The organism is Corallococcus sp. AS-1-6, assembly GCF_020037015.1.
Taxonomy (GTDB): domain Bacteria; phylum Myxococcota; class Myxococcia; order Myxococcales; family Myxococcaceae; genus Corallococcus.
In genome coordinates this window covers 612,492-630,008 of the sequence record NZ_JAIQDE010000001.1, presented here as the reverse complement: position 1 = coordinate 630,008, position 17,517 = coordinate 612,492, and the positions used below count along the sequence as shown (strand labels likewise).

Genomic DNA, 17,517 nt, shown 5'->3' with positions numbered 1-17,517 from the left:
ACTCCGCCAGAAGGATGGTAGGGAGGGGCTGCTGCTCCAAAGCCTTGGAAGGTGGATTCGGTGAGCAATTTCTGGGATCGCATCAAGCCCGCGCCCAAGCCCGTCAGCGCGACGGATGCGAAGCTGTCCGCGGACGGCGAGTCGCTGACGCTGACGTGGGATGACGGCGTGACGACGACCGCCACCGCGCAGGTGCTGCGCCAGCAGTGCCCGTGCGCCGCGTGCGTGGACGAGTGGACGGCGAAGCGCACGCTGGACCCCTCGCAGGTGCCCGCGAACCTGCGCGTGCTGCAGATGCAGCCGGTGGGCAACTACGCGCTCGCGTTCGTCTTCAGCGACCAGCACGCCACGGGCATCTATCCGTGGAAGCACCTGCGCGACATCACCCAGTCGCAGGGGTGAGGCGCCCCACCGCGTCCTTCCGGAGGTCCCCGTGACGTCACGCTACCGGCTGCTGCAACCCCTGGCCACGGGGGGCATGGCGGAGCTGTTCCTGGGAGTGGCGAAGGGCGCGGAGGGCTTCGAGCGCACCGTGGCCATCAAGCGCGTGCTGCCGCACCTGGCGCGCGAGCCGGACATCTCCCGGATGTTCGTCTCCGAGGCGCGGCTGGCCATGCTGCTGCAGCACCAGAACATCGTCACCGTGCATGACGTGGGGGAGAGCGCGGAGGGGCTCTTCCTGGTGATGGAGCTGGTGGACGGCTGGGACCTGGGCGCGCTCATCCGCGCGGTGACGCGCCAGGGGCTGCGGGTTCCTCCGCACCTGGCGGTGTTCATCGTGAGCCAGGCCCAGGCGGGATTGCAGCACGCGTACCGCCGCCAGCACGACGGTCACCCGGTGGTGACGGCGCACCGGGACGTGTCCCCGTCCAACCTGCTGGTGTCGCGCGAAGGCGAGGTGAAGGTCACGGACTTCGGCATCGCGCGGCTGGCGGGCCTGTCGCGCACGGAGCCCGGAGCCTTCAGGGGCAAGGTGCCCTACGCGGCGCCGGAGGTCCTCCGGGGCGAGCCGGCCACGGCGCTGAGCGACCAGTTCTCGCTGGGCACCATCCTCGCGGAGCTGCTCGCGGGGCAGCACCCGTTCGGGTCCGCGGCGGCGGAGCCGATGGCGGTGGCGTACTCCATCCTCAACCGCGCGCCCGCGTCGCTGCCGGACGTACCGGCGTCGCTGGCCACGCTGGTGCTGCGCATGCTGTCGCGCGACCCGGCGGCCCGCTTCCCGGAGCCGGAGGACGTGTCGGAGGCGCTGGCGCGGTGGCTCGCGCAGACGGGGGAGCCCGCGTCGTCGCACGCGCTGGCCACCTTCCTGCGTGGCATCCGGTTGCCCATGTCCGTGGGAGACGTGGCCCGGGCCGCGCTCGCGGAGGCCCCGGAGTCGCAGTCGGCGTCGTTCGTGATGTCCGCCGTGCCGCGCGAGGGCGTGGACACGGGGCGCATCCCGTCCGCGTCTGGCGCCCGCTCGGTCACGGTGGCGTATGGCGGTGGCGCCGCTGCTTCGCCCGCGTGGAAGGCGCCCCCGGCGTCCGTCCCCGTGGCGGCGGAGGAAGAGGAGCCGTGGAGCCCGCCAGCCGGGGCCGTCTCACTGTCCGCGAACGGCGCCGTGGTCCACACCTGCGCCCTGTGCGGCTCGGCGCTGGAGTCCCCTGACTCGCCCTGTGAGTCCTGCACGCGTGGACCTTCCGCGAGCTGGAGCGAGGCGGGCGCGGCTCCCGCGAGTGGGCCCGTGTCCGTGGCCTCCGCGTCCCGGGCGCAGGCGAACCCGGCGGCGCGCGCCCGACCGCGGGCGCCCTCCCCCGCCGCTCCGGCTGCGCCCGCGCTGGCCACGCAGTCCCTCTCGGACGTGGACGACCCGGCGCGGATGAACCGGCCCAGCATCCGTCAGGCGGCGCAGGGCGACCTGGAGCTGGAGGAGCGCGCGCCCCGGGCGGAGAGCTCGCCTTCGGAGTTCGAGCCCGTGACGCCTTCCCGCCCCCGCAGGCGCTGGGGACCGGCGGTGGTGGTGCTCGGCATCGCGGCGGTGCTCGCGGGGGGCGCGCTGTTCGTGTGGCCCCGCTACGAAACCCAGGTGCTGCGCGCGCTCGGGCTCCCGGCGGCGGTCCTGTCCATCCGCAGCGAGCCCTCCGGCGCCACCGTCCTGGTGGACGGCGTGGAGGTGGGCGTGACGCCGCTGGTGATGGACAACGTCTACCCCTCGCGCTCCGTCCCGGTGCAGCTCAAGCTCAAGGGCTACCGCGTCTGGACGGGGTCGTTCATGGGCGGCAAGAAGTCGGACGTGGCGGCGGAGCTCAAGCGCTGACGCTCCGCCCCGAGCCCGCCCTACTTCACCAGCCGCAGGTGGCCACGGCGCGGCGGCTGCGGCTCGTCCGGGGGGCCTCCCTCGGGCGGCGGCGGAGGCGCCACCTCCGGACGTGACTCCGGCTCGTCGGCGCGCTCGGACTGCACCTCGCGCAGGAAGGCGCGGGGCCTCTCCGCGGCCACGGGCACCGGCGCGGGCTGCGGCGGACGCGCGACGGAGGCCGACGCCACCGGGGGCTGCTGGAGCAGCTCCGGCGGCATCTCCTCCGGGTACATCCAGAACTCCTTCGTCACGTGGCTGGCGATGGCGAACAGCGCCGACCAGGGCACCGCCACCGTGAAGCGCGAACCGGAGAAGCTCAGCGTGCAGCGCACGCCCCACTCGCCCACCGTGAGGTCGGGGGGCTCGAAACGGTAGGAGAGGTTGAGGCGCAGGTGCGCTTCGCCTCGGAGGCTGGCGGGGACGAGCACGCCGGGGCGGCGCGCGTCCAGGTGGATCATCACCATGCCCTGGTCGAGCGCGGCCAGCAGCCGCTCCTTCTTGTCGGAAACCTTCTTGTCCATTCCAGCCTGTCCAGCGGAGGAGTTGCGGGAGCGCCCTCAACGACGGCGCACTTCCCGGTCCATCTCCCGCTTCGTCTCCCGTTCCTTGATGTCGTGGCGGCGATCTTCGTGCGTCTTGCCGCGGCACAGGCCCAGCTCCACCTTGGCCCGGCCCTTCCTGAAGTACAGCACGAGCGGGATGATGGAGTAACCGCGCTCGCGCACCTTCGCCGTCCACCGGTCGATCTCCGCCCGGTGCATCAGCAGCTTCCGGCCCCGGGTGGGGAGGTGGTCGAAGACGCTGGCCGCCTTGTAGGAGCCGATGTGGGCGTTGAGCAGGAACAGCTCCGTGCCCTTCTGGAGCGCGTAGGCGTCCGACAGGTTGGCCGTCCCTTCACGCAACGACTTCACCTCGCTCCCCGTGAGCTCCAGCCCGGCTTCTATCTTCTCATCCACCGTGTAGTCGAAGCGCGCACGCCGGTTCTCGGCAATGAGCTTCACCCCCGGCTCCGCACCCACACCCTTCGACTTTCCAGCGGCCATAACGTGTCCCGGGTCTCCTAACCGGCCAGCGGCATGTTGTCGATGAGCCGCGTGGTGCCCGAGAAGGCCGCCACCAGCATGCGCGCCGTCTGCCCGGGCGCCACCGTGTCCAGGGGTGAGAGCGTCGCCGCGTCCCGCACCTCCACGTAGTCCTCGCGCAGGCCCACCGCCTGCAATTCACGGCGGGCGGCCTCCACGAGCGCCCGCGTGTCCCGGGTGCCGGAGGCGAGCAGGGCCTGGGCCGCCCGCATGCCCCTGGACAGGGCGAGCGCCCGCTGGCGCTCCTCCGCCGACAGGTAGGCATTGCGGCTGCTCAGGGCCAGGCCGTCCGGCTCGCGGATGGTGGGCATGCCCACGATGTCCGCGCCCAGGTGCAGGTCGCGGTTGAGCGCCCGGATGACCTGGAGTTGCTGGTAGTCCTTCTCCCCGAACAGCGCCACGGCCGGCCGGAACAGCGCCAGGAGCTGCGTGACGATGGTGGCGACGCCCCGGAAGTGGCCAGGACGCCGCTCGCCGCACAGCCCCTGGCTGACCTCCGTGACCTCCACGTAGGTCTGGTAGCCCGCGGGGTACATCGCCGCGGGCTCGGGCGCGAACACGGCCGTGACGCCCGCGCTCGCGCACTTCGCCAGGTCCCCCTCGAAGTCGCGCGGGTAGCGCGCCAGGTCCTCGCGGGGACCGAACTGCGTGGGGTTCACGAAGATGGAGGCCGCCACCACGTCCGCGCGCCGGCCGCCCTCCCGCATGAGCGAGACATGGCCCTCATGGAGGAAGCCCATGGTGGGCACGAGCGCCAGCGTCTTGCCCTCCTTCTGGAGGGACGCGACCCAGGCCTTCACTTCCGGAACGGTGCGCAGGACGTGGGGCGCCATGGCTAGACCGGGGCCCCGTAGATGCCGCCGACCTTCTCCGCGGGCTCGCCAGCGCCTTCCGCGTCCGCGACGACGGCCGTGGGCGTCACCAGCCGGATGCCCTTGGTGGCCTTGAAGCTGTGCTCTTCATCCGGGAAGGTGCCGGCGCGCACCTCGGAGAAGTACGTGTTCGCGGCCTCCGTGATGTTCCCGTGCAGGTTGGCGAAGCGCTTCACGAACTTCGGCTTGAAGTCCGGGTTCATGCCCAACAGGTCGTAGCAGACCAGCACCTGGCCATCACAGTGCTTGCCCGCGCCGATGCCGATGGTCGGAATCTTGAGGCTCTGGGTGATGGTGCGCGCCAGCTCCAGCGGCACGCCCTCCAGCACCAGCGCGTAGGCGCCGGCGGCCTCCAGCGCGAGCGCGTCGTCCAGCATGCGGCGCGCGGCGTCCTCGTCGCGGCCCTGCACCACGTAGCCGCCCATCTTGTGCACCGACTGCGGCGTCAGCCCCAGGTGGCCCATGACGGGGATGCTGGCGCGGACGATGGCGCGCACGGTGTCGGCGAACTCGGCGCCGCCCTCCAGCTTCACGCTGCCCACGTTGCCTTCGGACACCAGCCGCCCGGCGTTGCGCACCGCCTCCTCTGGCGACACCTGGTAGCTCATGAACGGCAGGTCGCCCACCACGTGCGCCCGCTTCGCGCCGCGGCTCACCGCCGCCGAGTGGTAGACCATCTGGTCCATGGTGACGGGCAGCGTGGACTCCTGGCCCTGGATGACCATGCCCAGCGAGTCACCGACCAGGAGCACGTCCGCGCCGCCCTCGTCGAGGATGCGCGCGAACGTCGCGTCATACGCGGTGACCATGCAGATCTTCTGACCGGACTGCTTCAGGCGCTTCAGCGTGTGGATGGTGACCTTGTCCTTCACGGTTCACCTCCTGTGGGCAAGACGGGTGGGACAGCCGCGTGGAGCGTCAGGCCCCTCGCCGTCCCCAGGGGGATCGCCGGAGGCCGGGGTTCCACGGGGATGCACTCTAACGCCCTCGGGGCCGCGTGGGGGGTTCAACCCGCGCCAGGCAGCCAGGCGGGCGGTGGCCGTCAGCCCCGGCGGGACTTGGGGGTGTAGTGCTGCACGCCGGACTTCACGCTCGCGATGACGTTCATCAGGTCCTCGCGGTCCGCCTCGTTGTGCACGAAGTCGATGTCCGACGTGTTCACCACCAGGAGCGGCGTGTCCTGGTAATGCGCGAAGAAGTCGTTGTACGCGTGCGTGAGCGACTCCAGGTAGCCCGCGTCGAACTTCCGCTCGAACTCACGGCCGCGCTTCTTGATGCGGTGCAGCAGCACGTCCAGTTGGGCCTGGAGGTAGATGACCAGGTCGGGCTGCGGGACGCGGGGCCCCAGCGCCTCGAAGACGCGGTCGTAGAGGGCCAGCTCGTCCGAGGCCAGCGTGAGGTTGGCGAAGATGCGGTCCTTCGCGAACAGGTAGTCGCTCACGGTGACGGCGCGGAACAGGTCCTGCTGGAAGAGTTCCTGCTGCTGGCGGAAGCGCGACAGCAGGAAGAACACCTGCGTCTGGAACGCGAACTTCTCCCGGTCCCCGTAGAAGCTGGAGAGGAAGGGATTCTCCTCCACCACCTCCAGGATGCGGCGGCTGCCCAGTCGCTCCGTGAGGAGGTTGGTGAGGCTCGTCTTGCCCACGCCGATGGGGCCTTCGACGACGATGTAGCGGTGGTCCATCGGCCCGAGGCCTCCGCCCCCGGAAAAGCCACGCATGAGACAGATGCGCGCGCGGGGGGCGGATAACACAACCATGCCCGCGTGCATCCGGCAATTTTCGCCGGGCCACCCCGCCCTTGCGCGCTCCGAGGCCATCCCCTACGGTGCCCGCGAACACGCAGGCAGCGGGAGCGACGGGCCACAGATGCGCGGCAGGCAGCGGGTGAAGACGGTGGTGGACCTGGTGGAGACGACGCAAGCGGCGCCCGCCGCCCGTCCGGTCACGGCCCCTCCCGCACCTCCGGTGGACGTGGATCCACTCTATGGCGTGGCCCTGCTGAAGACGGCCTTCGAGCTGAAGCGCCGGCCGGAGGGCTCCGTGGACGAGGTCCTCAGCGGCGTGCTCGCGCGCCTGCGCATCGACGAGGACGCGTTCCGCGCGTACCTCGCCCAGCAGGGTGGGCTCCTGGCCGCGCTGGGCCAGAAGCGCTGAACGTCACCCCGCGTCCCCTACTCCTGTGAGCCGTCCTCTTCCGGCGCGTCCGGGGGCGGCGGGGCCATGGCGGTGACGGGGCCCAGGGCGCGCTCGATGGCGGCGAACTCCTCCGGGGAGAGCGTCTCCGCGCGGCGGCCCGGGTCGATGCCCGCCGTCTGGAGCGCGGCGAGCAGCACGTCCGGCGGCGCCAGCCCCTTGTCGGACTTGAGCGAGTTGATGAGCGTCTTGCGGCGCTGCGCGAAGCCGGCCTTCACCAGCCGCGTGAAGCGGGCCTCGTCCACCAGCGGCGCGCGGGGCTTCTTGAGCCGCGTGAGGCGCAGCACGGCGGAGTCCACCTTCGGGGGCGGATGGAAGCGCCAGGCCTCCAGCGTGAGCACGTTCTCCACGTCGAAGTGCAGGCCGAGCAGCACCGTGAGCAGCCCGTAGTCGCGGTTGCCGGGCTCCGCGGCCAGCCGCACCACGACCTCCTTCTGGAGCGTGAAGACGGCGCGCGAGATGCGGGCGCGCTGCGCGAGCACCTGGAAGAGGATGGGGCTGGTGAGGTGGTACGGCAGGTTGCCCACGAGCGCGATTTCGTCCGCGCCGGCCACCTGGGCGAAGTCCACCGTGGCGGCGTTGCCGGGCACCACGCGCACGCCGGGGATGGCCTCCTTCTCCAGCACGGCCACCATGTCGCGGTCGCGCTCCACGGCGGTGACGCGCGCGCCGGTGGCGGCGAGGAAGCGCGTGAGGTGGCCCAGGCCCGGCCCCAGCTCCACCACGGGTTCGCCCTCGCGCAGCGCGAGCGCGTCCGCGATCTCCTGGAGCGCGTCCGGGTCCCCGAGGAAGTTCTGTCCCCAGCTATGCTTGGCCCGCAGGCCGTGGCGCTTGAGGATGTCGCGCGGAGATTCCACTGTCGGGCCCCTACTCCATGCGCCAGGCGGGGTCGGCCGCGAGGCGGAAATCACCGCGCAAGCCGCGGCGCCACGCTTCATACCCCGCGACGGCGATCATCGCGCCATTGTCCGTGCACAACCGCACCGGCGGCAGGAACATGCGCAGGCCCCGCTCCTCCGCGCGCTGCTTGCACAGCGCCCGCAGCCGCGAGTTCGCCGCCACGCCGCCGCACAGCACCAACTGGTCGTGCCCCAGCTTCCTCGCCGCGGCGACGAGCTTCTTCGACAGCACGTCCGCCACCGCCTCCTGGAACGACGCGCACAGGTCGTGGAGGGCCTGCCCTTGCGGCACGCCGTGCTTCTGGACGTGGTGGAGCACCGACGTCTTCAGCCCGGAGAAGGACACGTCCAGGTTGTCGCCCGGCAGCGCGCGCGGGAAGCGGATGGCCTCCGGGTCGCCCTTCTGTGCCAGTTCATCAATGGGCTGCCCGCCCGGGTACGGCAGGCCGAGGATGCGCGCCGTCTTGTCGTAGGCCTCGCCCGCGGCGTCGTCGCGCGTGCGGCCCACGAGGCGGTAGTTCCCGTAGTCGCGGACCTCGTAGAGGCTGGTGTGGCCGCCGGAGACGACGAGCCCCAGGAAGGGCGGCGCGGGCGCGTCCTCCAGGAGGCGGATGGCGAGCAGGTGCCCCTCCAGGTGGTTGGCGCCCACGAAGGGCTTGCCGGTGGCGAGGCTCAAGCCCTTGGCCACCTGGAGCCCCACGAGCAGCGCGCCGATGAGGCCGGGGCCGGACGTGACGGCGATGAGGTCGATGTCGTCCAGCGCCTTGTCCGCGCGGGTGAGGGCCTCGTGGACGACGGGCATCACCTGGACGATGTGGTTGCGGCTGGCCAGCTCCGGTACGACGCCGCCCCAGCGGCGGTGGATGTCCACCTGCGTGGAGACGACGTCCGACAGGACGCGCCGCCCGTCCTCCACGACGGCGGCGGCGGTTTCATCGCACGAGGTTTCAAGTCCCAGGACGAGCACGACGACTCCGACAACAAGGGCGGGCAGGAGGCGGACAGGCCGCCTCCCCTGCTCATTTCATCCCGTTGAGCAGGGCACGCACCTCGTCCGCCGAGCTTCCCGTCGGTTCGAGGAACAAATACTTCTTATAGGCCTCGGCCGCTCGGGTTTGATCGCCGGAGAACTGCCGCGAGCTGCCCAGCCAGAACCAGGCCTTGGCGTTCTTGGGCTCCGCGTTGACGACGTCCTGGAGCAGCCTGGCCGCTTCGCGGTAGCCGGCCTCGCTGGTGCTGCTGTTGTTGGCCAGCGAGATGCCCAGGCCCGTCTTCGCCTCGATGGAGTCGTTGTCGAGCGCGAGCGCCTTGCGGTAGGCGGTCACGGCCGCCTTGAAGCTCTTGCGGGCCATCGCCGCGCGGCCGTCCTTGATGAAGTCCGCGTAGGTGGCCTTGGGCGCGGCGGGCTCCGGGGGCGTCGCGGGCGGCGGCGTGACGGCGACGGCGACGACGGCGCCCGCGTCGGGGACGGCGGCGGGCTCGGGGGTGGCCGTCTTCACCGGCGTGCCCGCGTCCTCCGGGGCGGTGACGGTCTTCGCCGGGGGCGCGCCCGCGTCGGGCTCCGCGTCCACGGTCTTCGTGGGCGGCGGCGTGACGGCCGGCGGAGGCGTCGTCTCCGGCGGCCTGGGCGCCTCCTCGGGCTTCATGGGCTGCGTCACCTTGGGCGCGTCCGGCTTGGGCGTCTCAGCGCCGCCCGAGCCCTTGGAGAGCACCACCGCGGCCACGGCCGCGACCAGGAGCAGCCCGCCCGCGACGTAGAGGCCCGTGCGCTTGGGCTTCATCGCGGCGATCAGCGCCGCGTCGTCCTCGTCATGCGCGGGCTTGGAGGCAGCGGGCTTCGTGGAGGCCGCGCTGTTCGTGGGCGCGGGGCTGACCGGGGCGCTCGCGGTGGGCTCCGGCGCGCTCGCCGCGGATGGCTGCACGGGCGTGGCGGGCTCGGGCTCCGTGAAGTACGCCTCGGAGGCGGGCACGTCCTGCGCGGCGGTGTCCACCGGCTCCATGGCGGCCGGCTGCGCGTCGAAGGGCGTCGTCGCGGGGAACTCGACGTTGAGCGCCACGGGGGCCACCTGCGGCGGCACGATGCCGTGGCCCGGATACGGCGGCAGCGCGAGCTGCGGCGGCGCGGGCTCCTCCCCCGGCACCTCGTCGTGGAAGGGCTCCGTGCCGCTGACCAGCGTCACCTCGGAGGACGGCGGGGCCGGCGTGGGCGGCGGCACCGGCGCCAGCGGGCTGGGCGCGATGGCCGCGCCACCGAAGATGGGCGGGCGCGAGGGCAGCGGCTCCACGGGCGCCTGCGCGGGCTGCGAGGCGAACGGGCTGGGCGCGGCGGCCGGCGCGCGGCCCGCGGCCCCCCAGGGCGAACCCGGGCCCCAGGTGCTGGAGGCGCTCAGGCCCTCCGTGTCCACGCGGCTCCAGTCGAGCAGCAGGCTGCGCCGCGCATGATCCACCGCGCGGTGCGCGGGCGGCGGCTCCACGAGGAACGCCGAGCCCTCCTGCGACAGCGGCGGCACCGCGGGCTCTTGGCCCTCCTGTCCGAACGGGGGCGGAGCGCCCTCGCCGGGACGCGAGCGCGGCGGGAAGATGATGACCTGCGCGGGCTGCGGGGAGACCGGCGCGGGCGCCATCTCCGCCACGGGCGTGACTTCCTCCACGGGCTCGGGCTGCGCGGGCGCGGCTTCGGGCTCGGGTGGGACTTCCGCCACGGGCGCGGCCTCCACCGGGGGCGGCTCCACGGGGGCCGGCGCGGCGTGGGGCTGGGGCGCGGGCTCCTGCGCGGGCGCGACGTCCACGGGGATGGGCGGCGCGGCGTTCAGCCACTGCTCGATGCCCGGCTTGCTGCTCTGCACGGGCTCCAGCGGCGCGTTGCCCAGCTCGCGGATGAGGCCCTCGAAGTACAGCTTGCTGATGATGCCCAGCGCGGCCAGGTCCTCGAAGTCCGAGTCCTCCACCACGCGCGACAGCGCGCGCTTGCCGTCGAACAGGCGCAGGAGGCCGTTCACCTCGTCGGGGATCTCCGACAGGCGGTCCGCCAGTTGGTGGTAGTCAATCTCGAAGACCGTCTCCAGCGGCGGGAGCTGCTCGAGCATCCGGCCCCACTCGTCCAGCCGGCGCATGCCCTCCATGAGGAGGCCCTGCGTGGAGACCTCGATGCGCTCCGGGCGGTCCAACGTGGTGAACTGCACGTCGAACTGGCCTTCGAACGTGTTGAGCAGGCGGTAGAAGGCGTTCTCGCCCTTGAGCCGGCCCAGCTCCGCGTCGATGACGCGGCCTTCCTTGAAGTAGACGACGCCGGTGCGCTCGCCCTGGATGGAGATGACGCCCGTCTTGCGGCCGATTTCGAAGGTCTGGACCAGGTCCACGACGCCCATGTCGGCGAGGCTTCCCGCGAAGCCGCCCTTGGTCGTCTCGCGCTTCTCGATGCGTTCCTTCTCGGCCTTCTGAAGGATCATCTTCACGCGGGTGACGATCTCTTTGATGTAGATGGGCTTCGTCAGGTAGTCGTCGCCCCCGAGCTCCAGGCCGCGCACCTTGAACTCGACCGACTTCTGGTTCGTCAGGAAGACGAAGGGGATGAACTTGAAGCGCTCGTCGGACTTGAGCGTCTTGCAGAGCTCGAAGCCGTCCATCTCCGGCATCTTGGTGTCCGCGAGCACGAGGTCCGGCGGGCTGATCTGGACCTTCTCCAGCGCATCCTTGCCGTGGATCGCAGTCGTGACGGAGAAGCCGGCCTTCTTCAGGCTGACCTCCATCACGCGCAGACTCTTCGCGTCACCATCGACGAGGAGCAGGTGCTGCTTGGCCACGTGGCATGCCTTTCAAGACGGGCGGGACGGCGGATCCGACGGGGGCGTCCCGTGGGAGCAAGCATCGGGTCCGGTTTCCAGGTGTGTCAATGGGCGGGACTGTCCGGAAAACCGGCCGGCTCCCTCCCCGGGGGACAGGCGAGTCAGCGGAAGAGACCCTTCTTGGGCGGGTTCTTCTTGCGCATGTCGATGAGCCGCAGCTCCTGGTTCGCCTCCAGGTGCTTGGGGTTCGCACGGACGGCTTCCCGGAAGTGCTTCTCCGCGCGGTCCATGTCCCCTTCCACGCGGGCGATGACGCCCAGTTGGTAGTGGGCGCGATCACAGTTCGGGTCGGTGCGCACCGCATCCGCCATCCACTGTTTGGCGCGGGGCATGTCGGCCTTGCGGCCGGGGTCCATGTAGACGGCCCAGGCGCGCGCCGCGAGGTACAGGGGCTTGGGGTCCAGGCCGTACGCGCGCTCGTAGTGCTCGCTGGCGGCGACGAAGTCGCGCTTGCGGAAGAAGACCTCGCCCATGCGGAACAGGTCGTCCGCGTTGGTGTCCGCGCGGGCCGCGGCGGGGCTGCCGGGGCGGGCGCCGCTGGAGGCCGGGGGCTTGGGGGCGGCCTGCGCGCCCTGCTGGGCCAACTGGTAGTTCTTGCGGCGGGTGTCGTCGTGGAGGACTTCGTAGGCCTCGCGGATGGACTCGAAGACGGCGGTGATCTTCGGCGCCAGGTGGGGCAGCGACGGGGGCAGCCGGTCCGGGTGGAAGACCTTGGCGAGGCTCAGGAAGGCGGCCTTCACCTGGTCGCGCGAGGCGTCCTGCGGAACCCCAAGTGTGACGAAGTGGTCCTTCTTCGTCTGGATGTCGGCGTAGCGCTGCTCAATCTGCTGCGCGAGCCGGCCCTCGTCGGGCTTGGGGGGCTCCGCCGGCGCGGCGACGGCGGCGGGCGGCGCGACGCCTTCGGGCGTGGCCGGGGTGCTCGCGGCGGCGGGGGGAACGGGGCGGGCGCCGAGCGTGCCCATGTTCTCCATGGCACGGCGCAGGAGGCGCTGGCGCCGGAGCTTGGAGGCTTCGTCGGGGTTGGAGGGGTCTTCGGCCGCCACGTCGTCCTCGTCAAAATCCCAGTCGTCCAGATCACCGGACAACTCATCCCCAGTCTGGCCAGAAGCCCCCGCGTTGTCACCGGGGAACGCGGTGGCGAGGGGAGAAGGCAGCGGCTCGAAGGTCGCTTCGACGATGGCCTCGACGAGGAATTCGTTGGCGTCGCCGGCCGAGCGGACATCCGAGCGGATGAGGGCCTCCAGGTGGGCGTCCACCTGCTGGAGGGCGGCCTCGAAGGAGGCGGTGAGGTTCTGGGCGGGGTCGTTGGACTCGTCGAAGGAGACGATGCGCCACAGGTCGTCCTCGCTGGCGCGGGCGGGACGCACGGGCGGTGTGGAGGACGCGGGGAACTTGGGGGGCTGGACGGCCCAGAGGTCCGGCTGCGGGGGCGCCTCGGCGGGGACGACGGGGGCGGCCGGCGCGGGGGCCTGGGTGTCCGGGAGGGGGGCGGCGGCGGGGACGATGTCGCCCCAGCTCTCCGGCTCGACCTCCAGGAGGGGGAGGTCGGGCTCCGGGGGGGGCGCGACGGGGAAGCGCGAGGGCTCCTCGGTGAGCCACGGGTCCAGGGGGACGGAGGCGGAGCGGCGCAGGGCCTCGGCCATGTCCTGGAGCAGGGCGGCCTGGGCGCGCTTGCGGGCCTCCGTGAGGGCGGCGGTGTTGTCGCTGGAGGGGAGCTCCAGGGCGTCGCGGGGGGACGCGGGGATGGAGTCCGCCCAGGAGTTCGACGGGGCGGCGGGTTCAGGCTCCGCGGTGAGGATGATGTCCTCGGGCCCGAGCGTGAGCGGTTCGGGCTCCGCGGGCGCGGCGGCGAGGGGGACGAGGACCGGGGGCGGCGTGGAGGGCGCGGCCGGGCGGGAGCGCCGGGGGAGTGAGGGCGGATGGGCGGGCTTGCCCTGTTCGGACAGGCGCTGGGCTTCGGCGGCGCGGGCCTCTTCGGCGAGGCGGGCCTCTTCGGCGGCGCGGGCCTGTTCCGCGAGGCGGGCCTCTTCGGCGGCGCGGGCCTGTTCCGCGAGGCGGGCGGCCTCGGCGGCACGGGCCTCTTCGGCGAGGCGGTGGAGTTCGGCCTGACGGGCTTCCTCCTCGGCGCGAAGACGGACTTCCTCCGCGAGGCGCAGTGCTTCGGCTTCGGCGCGAACGCGAGCCTCTTCGGCAAGGCGGGCTTCTTCCGCGAGGCGTGCGGCTTCGGCGAGCCGAGCCTCTTCGGCCAGTCGAGCCTCTTCCGCGAGACGTGCCTCTTCTTCCGCGCGAAGGCGAGCCTCTTCCGCCAGCCGAGCCTCCTCTGCGAGTCGGGCGTCTTCGATCGCGCGAAGGCGGGCTTCCTCCGCGAGGCGGGCCTCTTCGGCCAGCCGGGCCTCTTCTTCAGCACGAAGACGGGCTTCCTCCGCGAGCCGAGCCTCCTCTTCCGCGCGAAGGCGAGCCTCTTCGGCAAGGCGAGCCTCTTCCGCGAGGCGAGCCTCTTCCGCGAGGCGGGCCTCCTCCGCCAACCGGGCCTCTTCGGCCAGCCGGGCCTCTTCGGCCAGCCGGGCCTCTTCGGCGAGTCGTGCGTCTTCCTCTGCGCGAAGACGGGCCTCTTCGGCGAGTCGAGCCTCTTCGGCGAGTCGTGCCTCCTCCTCCGCACGCAGGCGCGCCTCTTCGGCCAGACGAGCCTCTTCAGCGAGTCGTGCCTCTTCCTCCGCACGAAGCCGGGCCTCTTCGGCCAGACGAGCCTCTTCAGCGAGTCGTGCCTCTTCCTCCGCACGAAGCCGGGCCTCTTCGGCGAGTCGAGCCTCTTCAACGAGACGCGCTTCTTCCTCCGCGCGAAGCCGGGCCTCTTCCGAAGCCGGGCCTCTTCGGCGAGTCGAGCCTCTTCAACGAGACGCGCTTCTTCCTCCGCGCGAAGCCGGGCCTCTTCAGCCAGGCGGGCTTCCTCCTCCGCACGCAGGCGCGCCTCTTCAGCCAGCCGCGCTTCCTCAGCGAGTCGAGCCTCCTCGATCGCGCGAAGCCGGGCCTCTTCGGCGAGCCGCGCTTCTTCGGCAAGGCGCTCGGCTTCAATGCGCGCCAGTTCCGCAAGCCGGGCCTCTTCTGCGAGGCGAGCCTCTTCAGCGACGCGCGCATCCTCTTCGGCGCGAAGGCGGGCCTCTTCTGCCAGACGTGCCTCTTCCGCCAGTCGGGCCTCTTCCTCTGCACGGAGTCGGGCCTCCTCCGCGAGACGAGCCTCCTCTTCCGCGCGAAGCCGAGCTTCCTCCGCGAGGCGTGCTTCTTCTGCGAGTCGAGCCTCCTCCTCACGAAGACGGGCCTCTTCGGCCAAGCGGGCCTCTTCGGCCAAGCGGGCCTCTTCGGCAAGCCGGGCCTCCTCAGCGAGCCGGGCCTCCTCAGCGAGCCGGGCCTCCTCAGCGAGGCGAGCCTCTTCAGCGAGCCGGGCCTCTTCAGCGAGGCGAGCCTCTTCAGCGAGACGCGCTTCTTCCTCCGCACGAAGACGGGCCTCTTCGGCCAAGCGGGCCTCTTCGGCTAGCCGGGCCTCCTCAGCGAGCCGGGCCTCTTCAGCGAGCCGGGCCTCTTCAGCGAGCCGCGCCGCTTCGGCTACTCGCGCTTCCTCCTCGGCACGAAGGCGGGCCTCCTCCGCGAGTCGTGCCTCTTCGGCGAGGCGAGCCTCTTCGGCCAGTCGCGCCTCTTCAGCCAGCCGTGCTTCCTCAGCGAGTCGCGCCTCTTCCTCCGCACGAAGCCGAGCCTCTTCGGCAAGGCGAGCCTCTTCGGCAAGGCGAGCCTCTTCAGCCAGCCGTGCCTCTTCGGCAAGGCGAGCCTCTTCAGCCAGCCGTGCCTCTTCAGCCAGCCGTGCCTCTTCGGCGAGGCGAGCCTCTTCAGCGAGCCGGGCTTCTTCTTCGGCGCGAAGGCGAGCCTCTTCGGCAAGACGCGCTTCTTCCGCGAGCCGGGCCTCCTCTTCCGCACGCAGCCGAGCCTCTTCAGCAAGCCGGGCCTCTTCAGCCAGCCGCGCCTCTTCCGCGAGTCGAGCGTCCTCGTTCGCGCGAAGACGGGCTTCCTCCGCGAGACGAGCCTCTTCCTCCGCACGAAGACGAGCTTCTTCGGCAAGGCGGGCCTCCTCCGCCAGCCGCGCTTCCTCCTCCGCGCGAAGACGTGCCTCCTCCGCAAGCCGCTCCTCTTCGAGTGCTCGAAGTCGAGCCTCTTCCGCGAGCCGGGCCTCCTCTTCCGCGAGACGGGCCTCCTCTTCCGCACGCAGCCGAGCCTCTTCCGCGAGACGGGCCTCCTCGGCCAAGCGAGCCTCTTCGGCTAGTCGCTCGGCTTCGATACGTGCAAGTTCAGCGAGCCGCGCCTCTTCAAGGGCACGAAGCTGGGCCTCCTCGGCGAGTCGGGCCTCTTCCGCGACGCGCGCCTCCTCCGCAAGCCGGGCCTCTTCGGCGAGCCGGGCCTCCTCTTCGGCGCGAAGCCGAACCTCTTCCTCCGCACGAAGTCGGGCCTCTTCCGCCAGCCGCGCCTCTTCAGCGAGCCGAGCCTCTTCCTCCGCGCGAAGGCGTGCCTCCTCCGCCAGCCGCGCCTCTTCGGCGAGCCGAGCCTCTTCTTCGGCGCGAAGGCGAGCCTCTTCCGCAAGGCGGGCCTCTTCAGCGAGCCGAGCCTCCTCGGCAAGACGCGCCTCTTCCTCGGCGCGAAGGCGAGCTTCTTCGGCAAGACGCGCTTCTTCCGCGAGGCGTGCCTCCTCCGCGAGCCGGGCCTCCTCTTCCGCACGCAGCCGAGCCTCTTCCGCGAGCCGGGCCTCCTCGGCCAGCCGCTCCGCCTCGATGCGCGCCAGCTCCGCAAGCCGGGCCTCTTCGGCGAGTCGCTCTGCTTCGATGCGAGCAAGCTCCGCCAACCGCGCCTCTTCGGCTAGCCGCTCCGCCTCAATGCGCGCCAGTTCGGCGAGACGAGCCTCCTCGGCCAGCCGCTCCGCCTCCAGCCGCGCCAACTCCGCGAGTCGCGCCTCTTCCGCGAGACGAGCCTCCTCGGCCAGCCGCTCCGCCTCCAGCCGCTCCGCTTCGATGCGCGCAAGTTCAGCGAGGCGGGCCTCCTCCGCGAGACGCTCCGCTTCGATGCGCGCCAGCTCCGCGAGGCGGGCCTCCTCCGCGAGACGCTCCGCTTCGATGCGCGCCTCTTCCGCCAGCCGCGCCTCTTCCGCCAGTCGCTCCGCTTCGATGCGAGCAAGCTCCGCCAGCCGAGCTTCTTCCGCGAGCCGCTCCGCCTCCAGCCGCGCCAGCTCCGCCAGCCGAGCTTCTTCCGCGAGCCGCTCCGCCTCCAGCCGCGCCAGCTCCGCCAACCGCGCCTCTTCCGCCTGACGTGCTTCCTCGATCGCCCGGAGCCGTGCCTCTTCAGCGAGCCGCGCCTCTTCCGCGAGCCGCGCCTCTTCGGCCAGCCGGGCCTCCTCCGCCAGCCGCTCCGCCTCCAGCCGCGCCAGCTCCGCCAGCCGAGCCTCTTCCGCGAGCCTCGCCTCCTCGGCCAGCCGCTCCGCCTCCAGCCGCGCCAGCTCCGCGAGCCTCGCCTCCTCCGCGCGCCGCTCCGCCTCCTCGCGCCGGCGCGCCTCCTCGATGGCCCAGGCCTCCTCCTCCGCCTGCCGCAGCTCCTCCTCGCGCCGCAGCCGCTCGCGCTCCTCCCACTCCTCCACCGACAGGGCCTCGATGCGGCCCTCGCGCTCCAGCACCCGCAGCAGCGCCTGCTGTGCTCCCGTCAGCGCCTCCGGCCTCCGGAACGCCCCCAGCGTCTCCAGCAGGCTCCGCTCCGACGCCTCCGTCAGCCACGGCTCGCACGCCGCCACGTCCGGGCAGCGGTACACCCTCGCGGGCACGGACTCACGGGGCGCCGGCTCCAGCGCCGCCCGCACCACCCGCATGCCCGCGATGGGCGCGAAATCCCCCGCCGCCTCCACCGCCTCCGCCTCGAAGTCCGCGCGCTCCGCGAGCTCGCTCAGCCGCCGCACCTGCGCCAGCACCTGCTGCTCGTGCACCACCGCGGACTGGAGCCCGCTGTCCTCCAGCAGCTCCTCGTCCGGCGCCGAAGCCCCACCCCGCGCCCACAGCGCGTCCAGGGAATCCGCCCCCAACAGCCCGTTCTGGAAGAGCGCCTGCGCCGGCGTCTGGTAGCCGAAGCCCAGCTTCGCCCCCACCAGGTCACCCTCGCGCAGCCACAGCGCGGACTCGCGTCCACCGGCGTGCAGCGTCAGCCGGCCGGTGGCTCGGGACTTGTGGGCGGCATACAGCGCTTCGGCGACCTGCGAGGCGGACAT

General features: G+C 72.1%; 11 protein-coding genes and 1 pseudogene. 3 read left to right on the top strand and 9 right to left on the bottom strand.

The window, feature by feature from the left end:
- Nucleotides 1–60 precede the first annotated feature (60 nt).
- Complete coding sequence (locus tag K8612_RS02650) at nt 61–402, top strand: DUF971 domain-containing protein (RefSeq protein WP_223739794.1); 342 nt, start codon at nt 61–63, stop codon at nt 400–402.
- Between the two features lie 31 nt (nt 403–433).
- Nucleotides 434–2,296 (top strand): serine/threonine-protein kinase, encoded by a 1,863-nt coding sequence (locus K8612_RS02645; protein ID WP_223761137.1) that lies wholly within the window; start codon nt 434–436, stop codon nt 2,294–2,296.
- Nucleotides 2,297–2,316: 20 nt separating this feature from the next.
- Here the strand turns inward: K8612_RS02645 and K8612_RS02640 are convergent, their stop codons facing one another.
- The 5 genes from K8612_RS02640 to K8612_RS02620 form a co-directional block, all read right to left on the bottom strand.
- Nucleotides 2,317–2,859 carry a ClpXP protease specificity-enhancing factor SspB gene (locus K8612_RS02640; protein ID WP_223739796.1) on the bottom strand — a complete coding sequence of 181 codons (543 nt, stop codon included), beginning with the start codon at nt 2,857–2,859 and terminating at the stop codon, nt 2,317–2,319.
- Between the two features lie 36 nt (nt 2,860–2,895).
- Nucleotides 2,896–3,381, bottom strand: coding sequence for an SsrA-binding protein SmpB (smpB, locus tag K8612_RS02635; protein WP_014398822.1), 486 nt, complete (start codon nt 3,379–3,381; stop codon nt 2,896–2,898).
- Nucleotides 3,382–3,398: 17 nt separating this feature from the next.
- A complete protein-coding gene (panC, locus tag K8612_RS02630; RefSeq protein ID WP_223761136.1) occupies nt 3,399–4,253 on the bottom strand; it encodes a pantoate--beta-alanine ligase in 855 nt (284 codons plus the stop codon).
- A 2-nt stretch (nt 4,254–4,255) separates the two neighbouring features.
- Entirely contained in the window at nt 4,256–5,164 is a 909-nt protein-coding gene (gene panB, locus K8612_RS02625) for a 3-methyl-2-oxobutanoate hydroxymethyltransferase (RefSeq protein ID WP_223739798.1), read from the bottom strand.
- Nucleotides 5,165–5,334: 170 nt separating this feature from the next.
- Nucleotides 5,335–5,976, bottom strand: coding sequence for a deoxynucleoside kinase (locus K8612_RS02620; protein WP_223739799.1), 642 nt, complete (start codon nt 5,974–5,976; stop codon nt 5,335–5,337).
- A 184-nt stretch (nt 5,977–6,160) separates the two neighbouring features.
- On the opposite strand from K8612_RS02620, the gene K8612_RS02615 reads away from it, so the two are divergent.
- Nucleotides 6,161–6,448 (top strand): hypothetical protein, encoded by a 288-nt coding sequence (locus K8612_RS02615; RefSeq protein WP_223739800.1) that lies wholly within the window; start codon nt 6,161–6,163, stop codon nt 6,446–6,448.
- Nucleotides 6,449–6,465: 17 nt separating this feature from the next.
- Here the strand turns inward: K8612_RS02615 and rsmA are convergent, their stop codons facing one another.
- The 4 genes and pseudogenes from rsmA to K8612_RS39130 form a co-directional block, all read right to left on the bottom strand.
- Nucleotides 6,466–7,344, bottom strand: a complete 879-nt coding sequence (rsmA, locus tag K8612_RS02610; RefSeq protein ID WP_223761135.1) for a 16S rRNA (adenine(1518)-N(6)/adenine(1519)-N(6))-dimethyltransferase RsmA — start codon at nt 7,342–7,344, stop codon at nt 6,466–6,468.
- Nucleotides 7,345–7,354: 10 nt separating this feature from the next.
- A complete protein-coding gene (gene tsaD, locus K8612_RS02605; RefSeq protein ID WP_223739802.1) occupies nt 7,355–8,353 on the bottom strand; it encodes a tRNA (adenosine(37)-N6)-threonylcarbamoyltransferase complex transferase subunit TsaD in 999 nt (332 codons plus the stop codon).
- 52 nt (nt 8,354–8,405) lie between these two features.
- Nucleotides 8,406–11,189, bottom strand: a complete 2,784-nt coding sequence (locus K8612_RS02600; RefSeq protein ID WP_223761134.1) for a response regulator — start codon at nt 11,187–11,189, stop codon at nt 8,406–8,408.
- A gap of 143 nt (nt 11,190–11,332) precedes the next feature.
- Nucleotides 11,333–17,517: pseudogene (locus tag K8612_RS39130) on the bottom strand (DnaJ domain-containing protein).

Excerpts from the sequence above, each read along its gene's own strand:
- K8612_RS02640 (WP_223739796.1), bottom strand. The coding sequence starts at position 2,859 with ATGGACAAGAAGGTTTCCGACAAGAAGGAGCGGCTGCTGGCCGCGCTC.
- smpB (WP_014398822.1), bottom strand. The coding sequence starts at position 3,381 with ATGGCCGCTGGAAAGTCGAAGGGTGTGGGTGCGGAGCCGGGGGTGAAG.
- panC (WP_223761136.1), bottom strand. The coding sequence starts at position 4,253 with ATGGCGCCCCACGTCCTGCGCACCGTTCCGGAAGTGAAGGCCTGGGTC.
- K8612_RS02620 (WP_223739799.1), bottom strand. The coding sequence starts at position 5,976 with ATGGACCACCGCTACATCGTCGTCGAAGGCCCCATCGGCGTGGGCAAG.
- K8612_RS02615 (WP_223739800.1), top strand. The coding sequence starts at position 6,161 with ATGCGCGGCAGGCAGCGGGTGAAGACGGTGGTGGACCTGGTGGAGACG.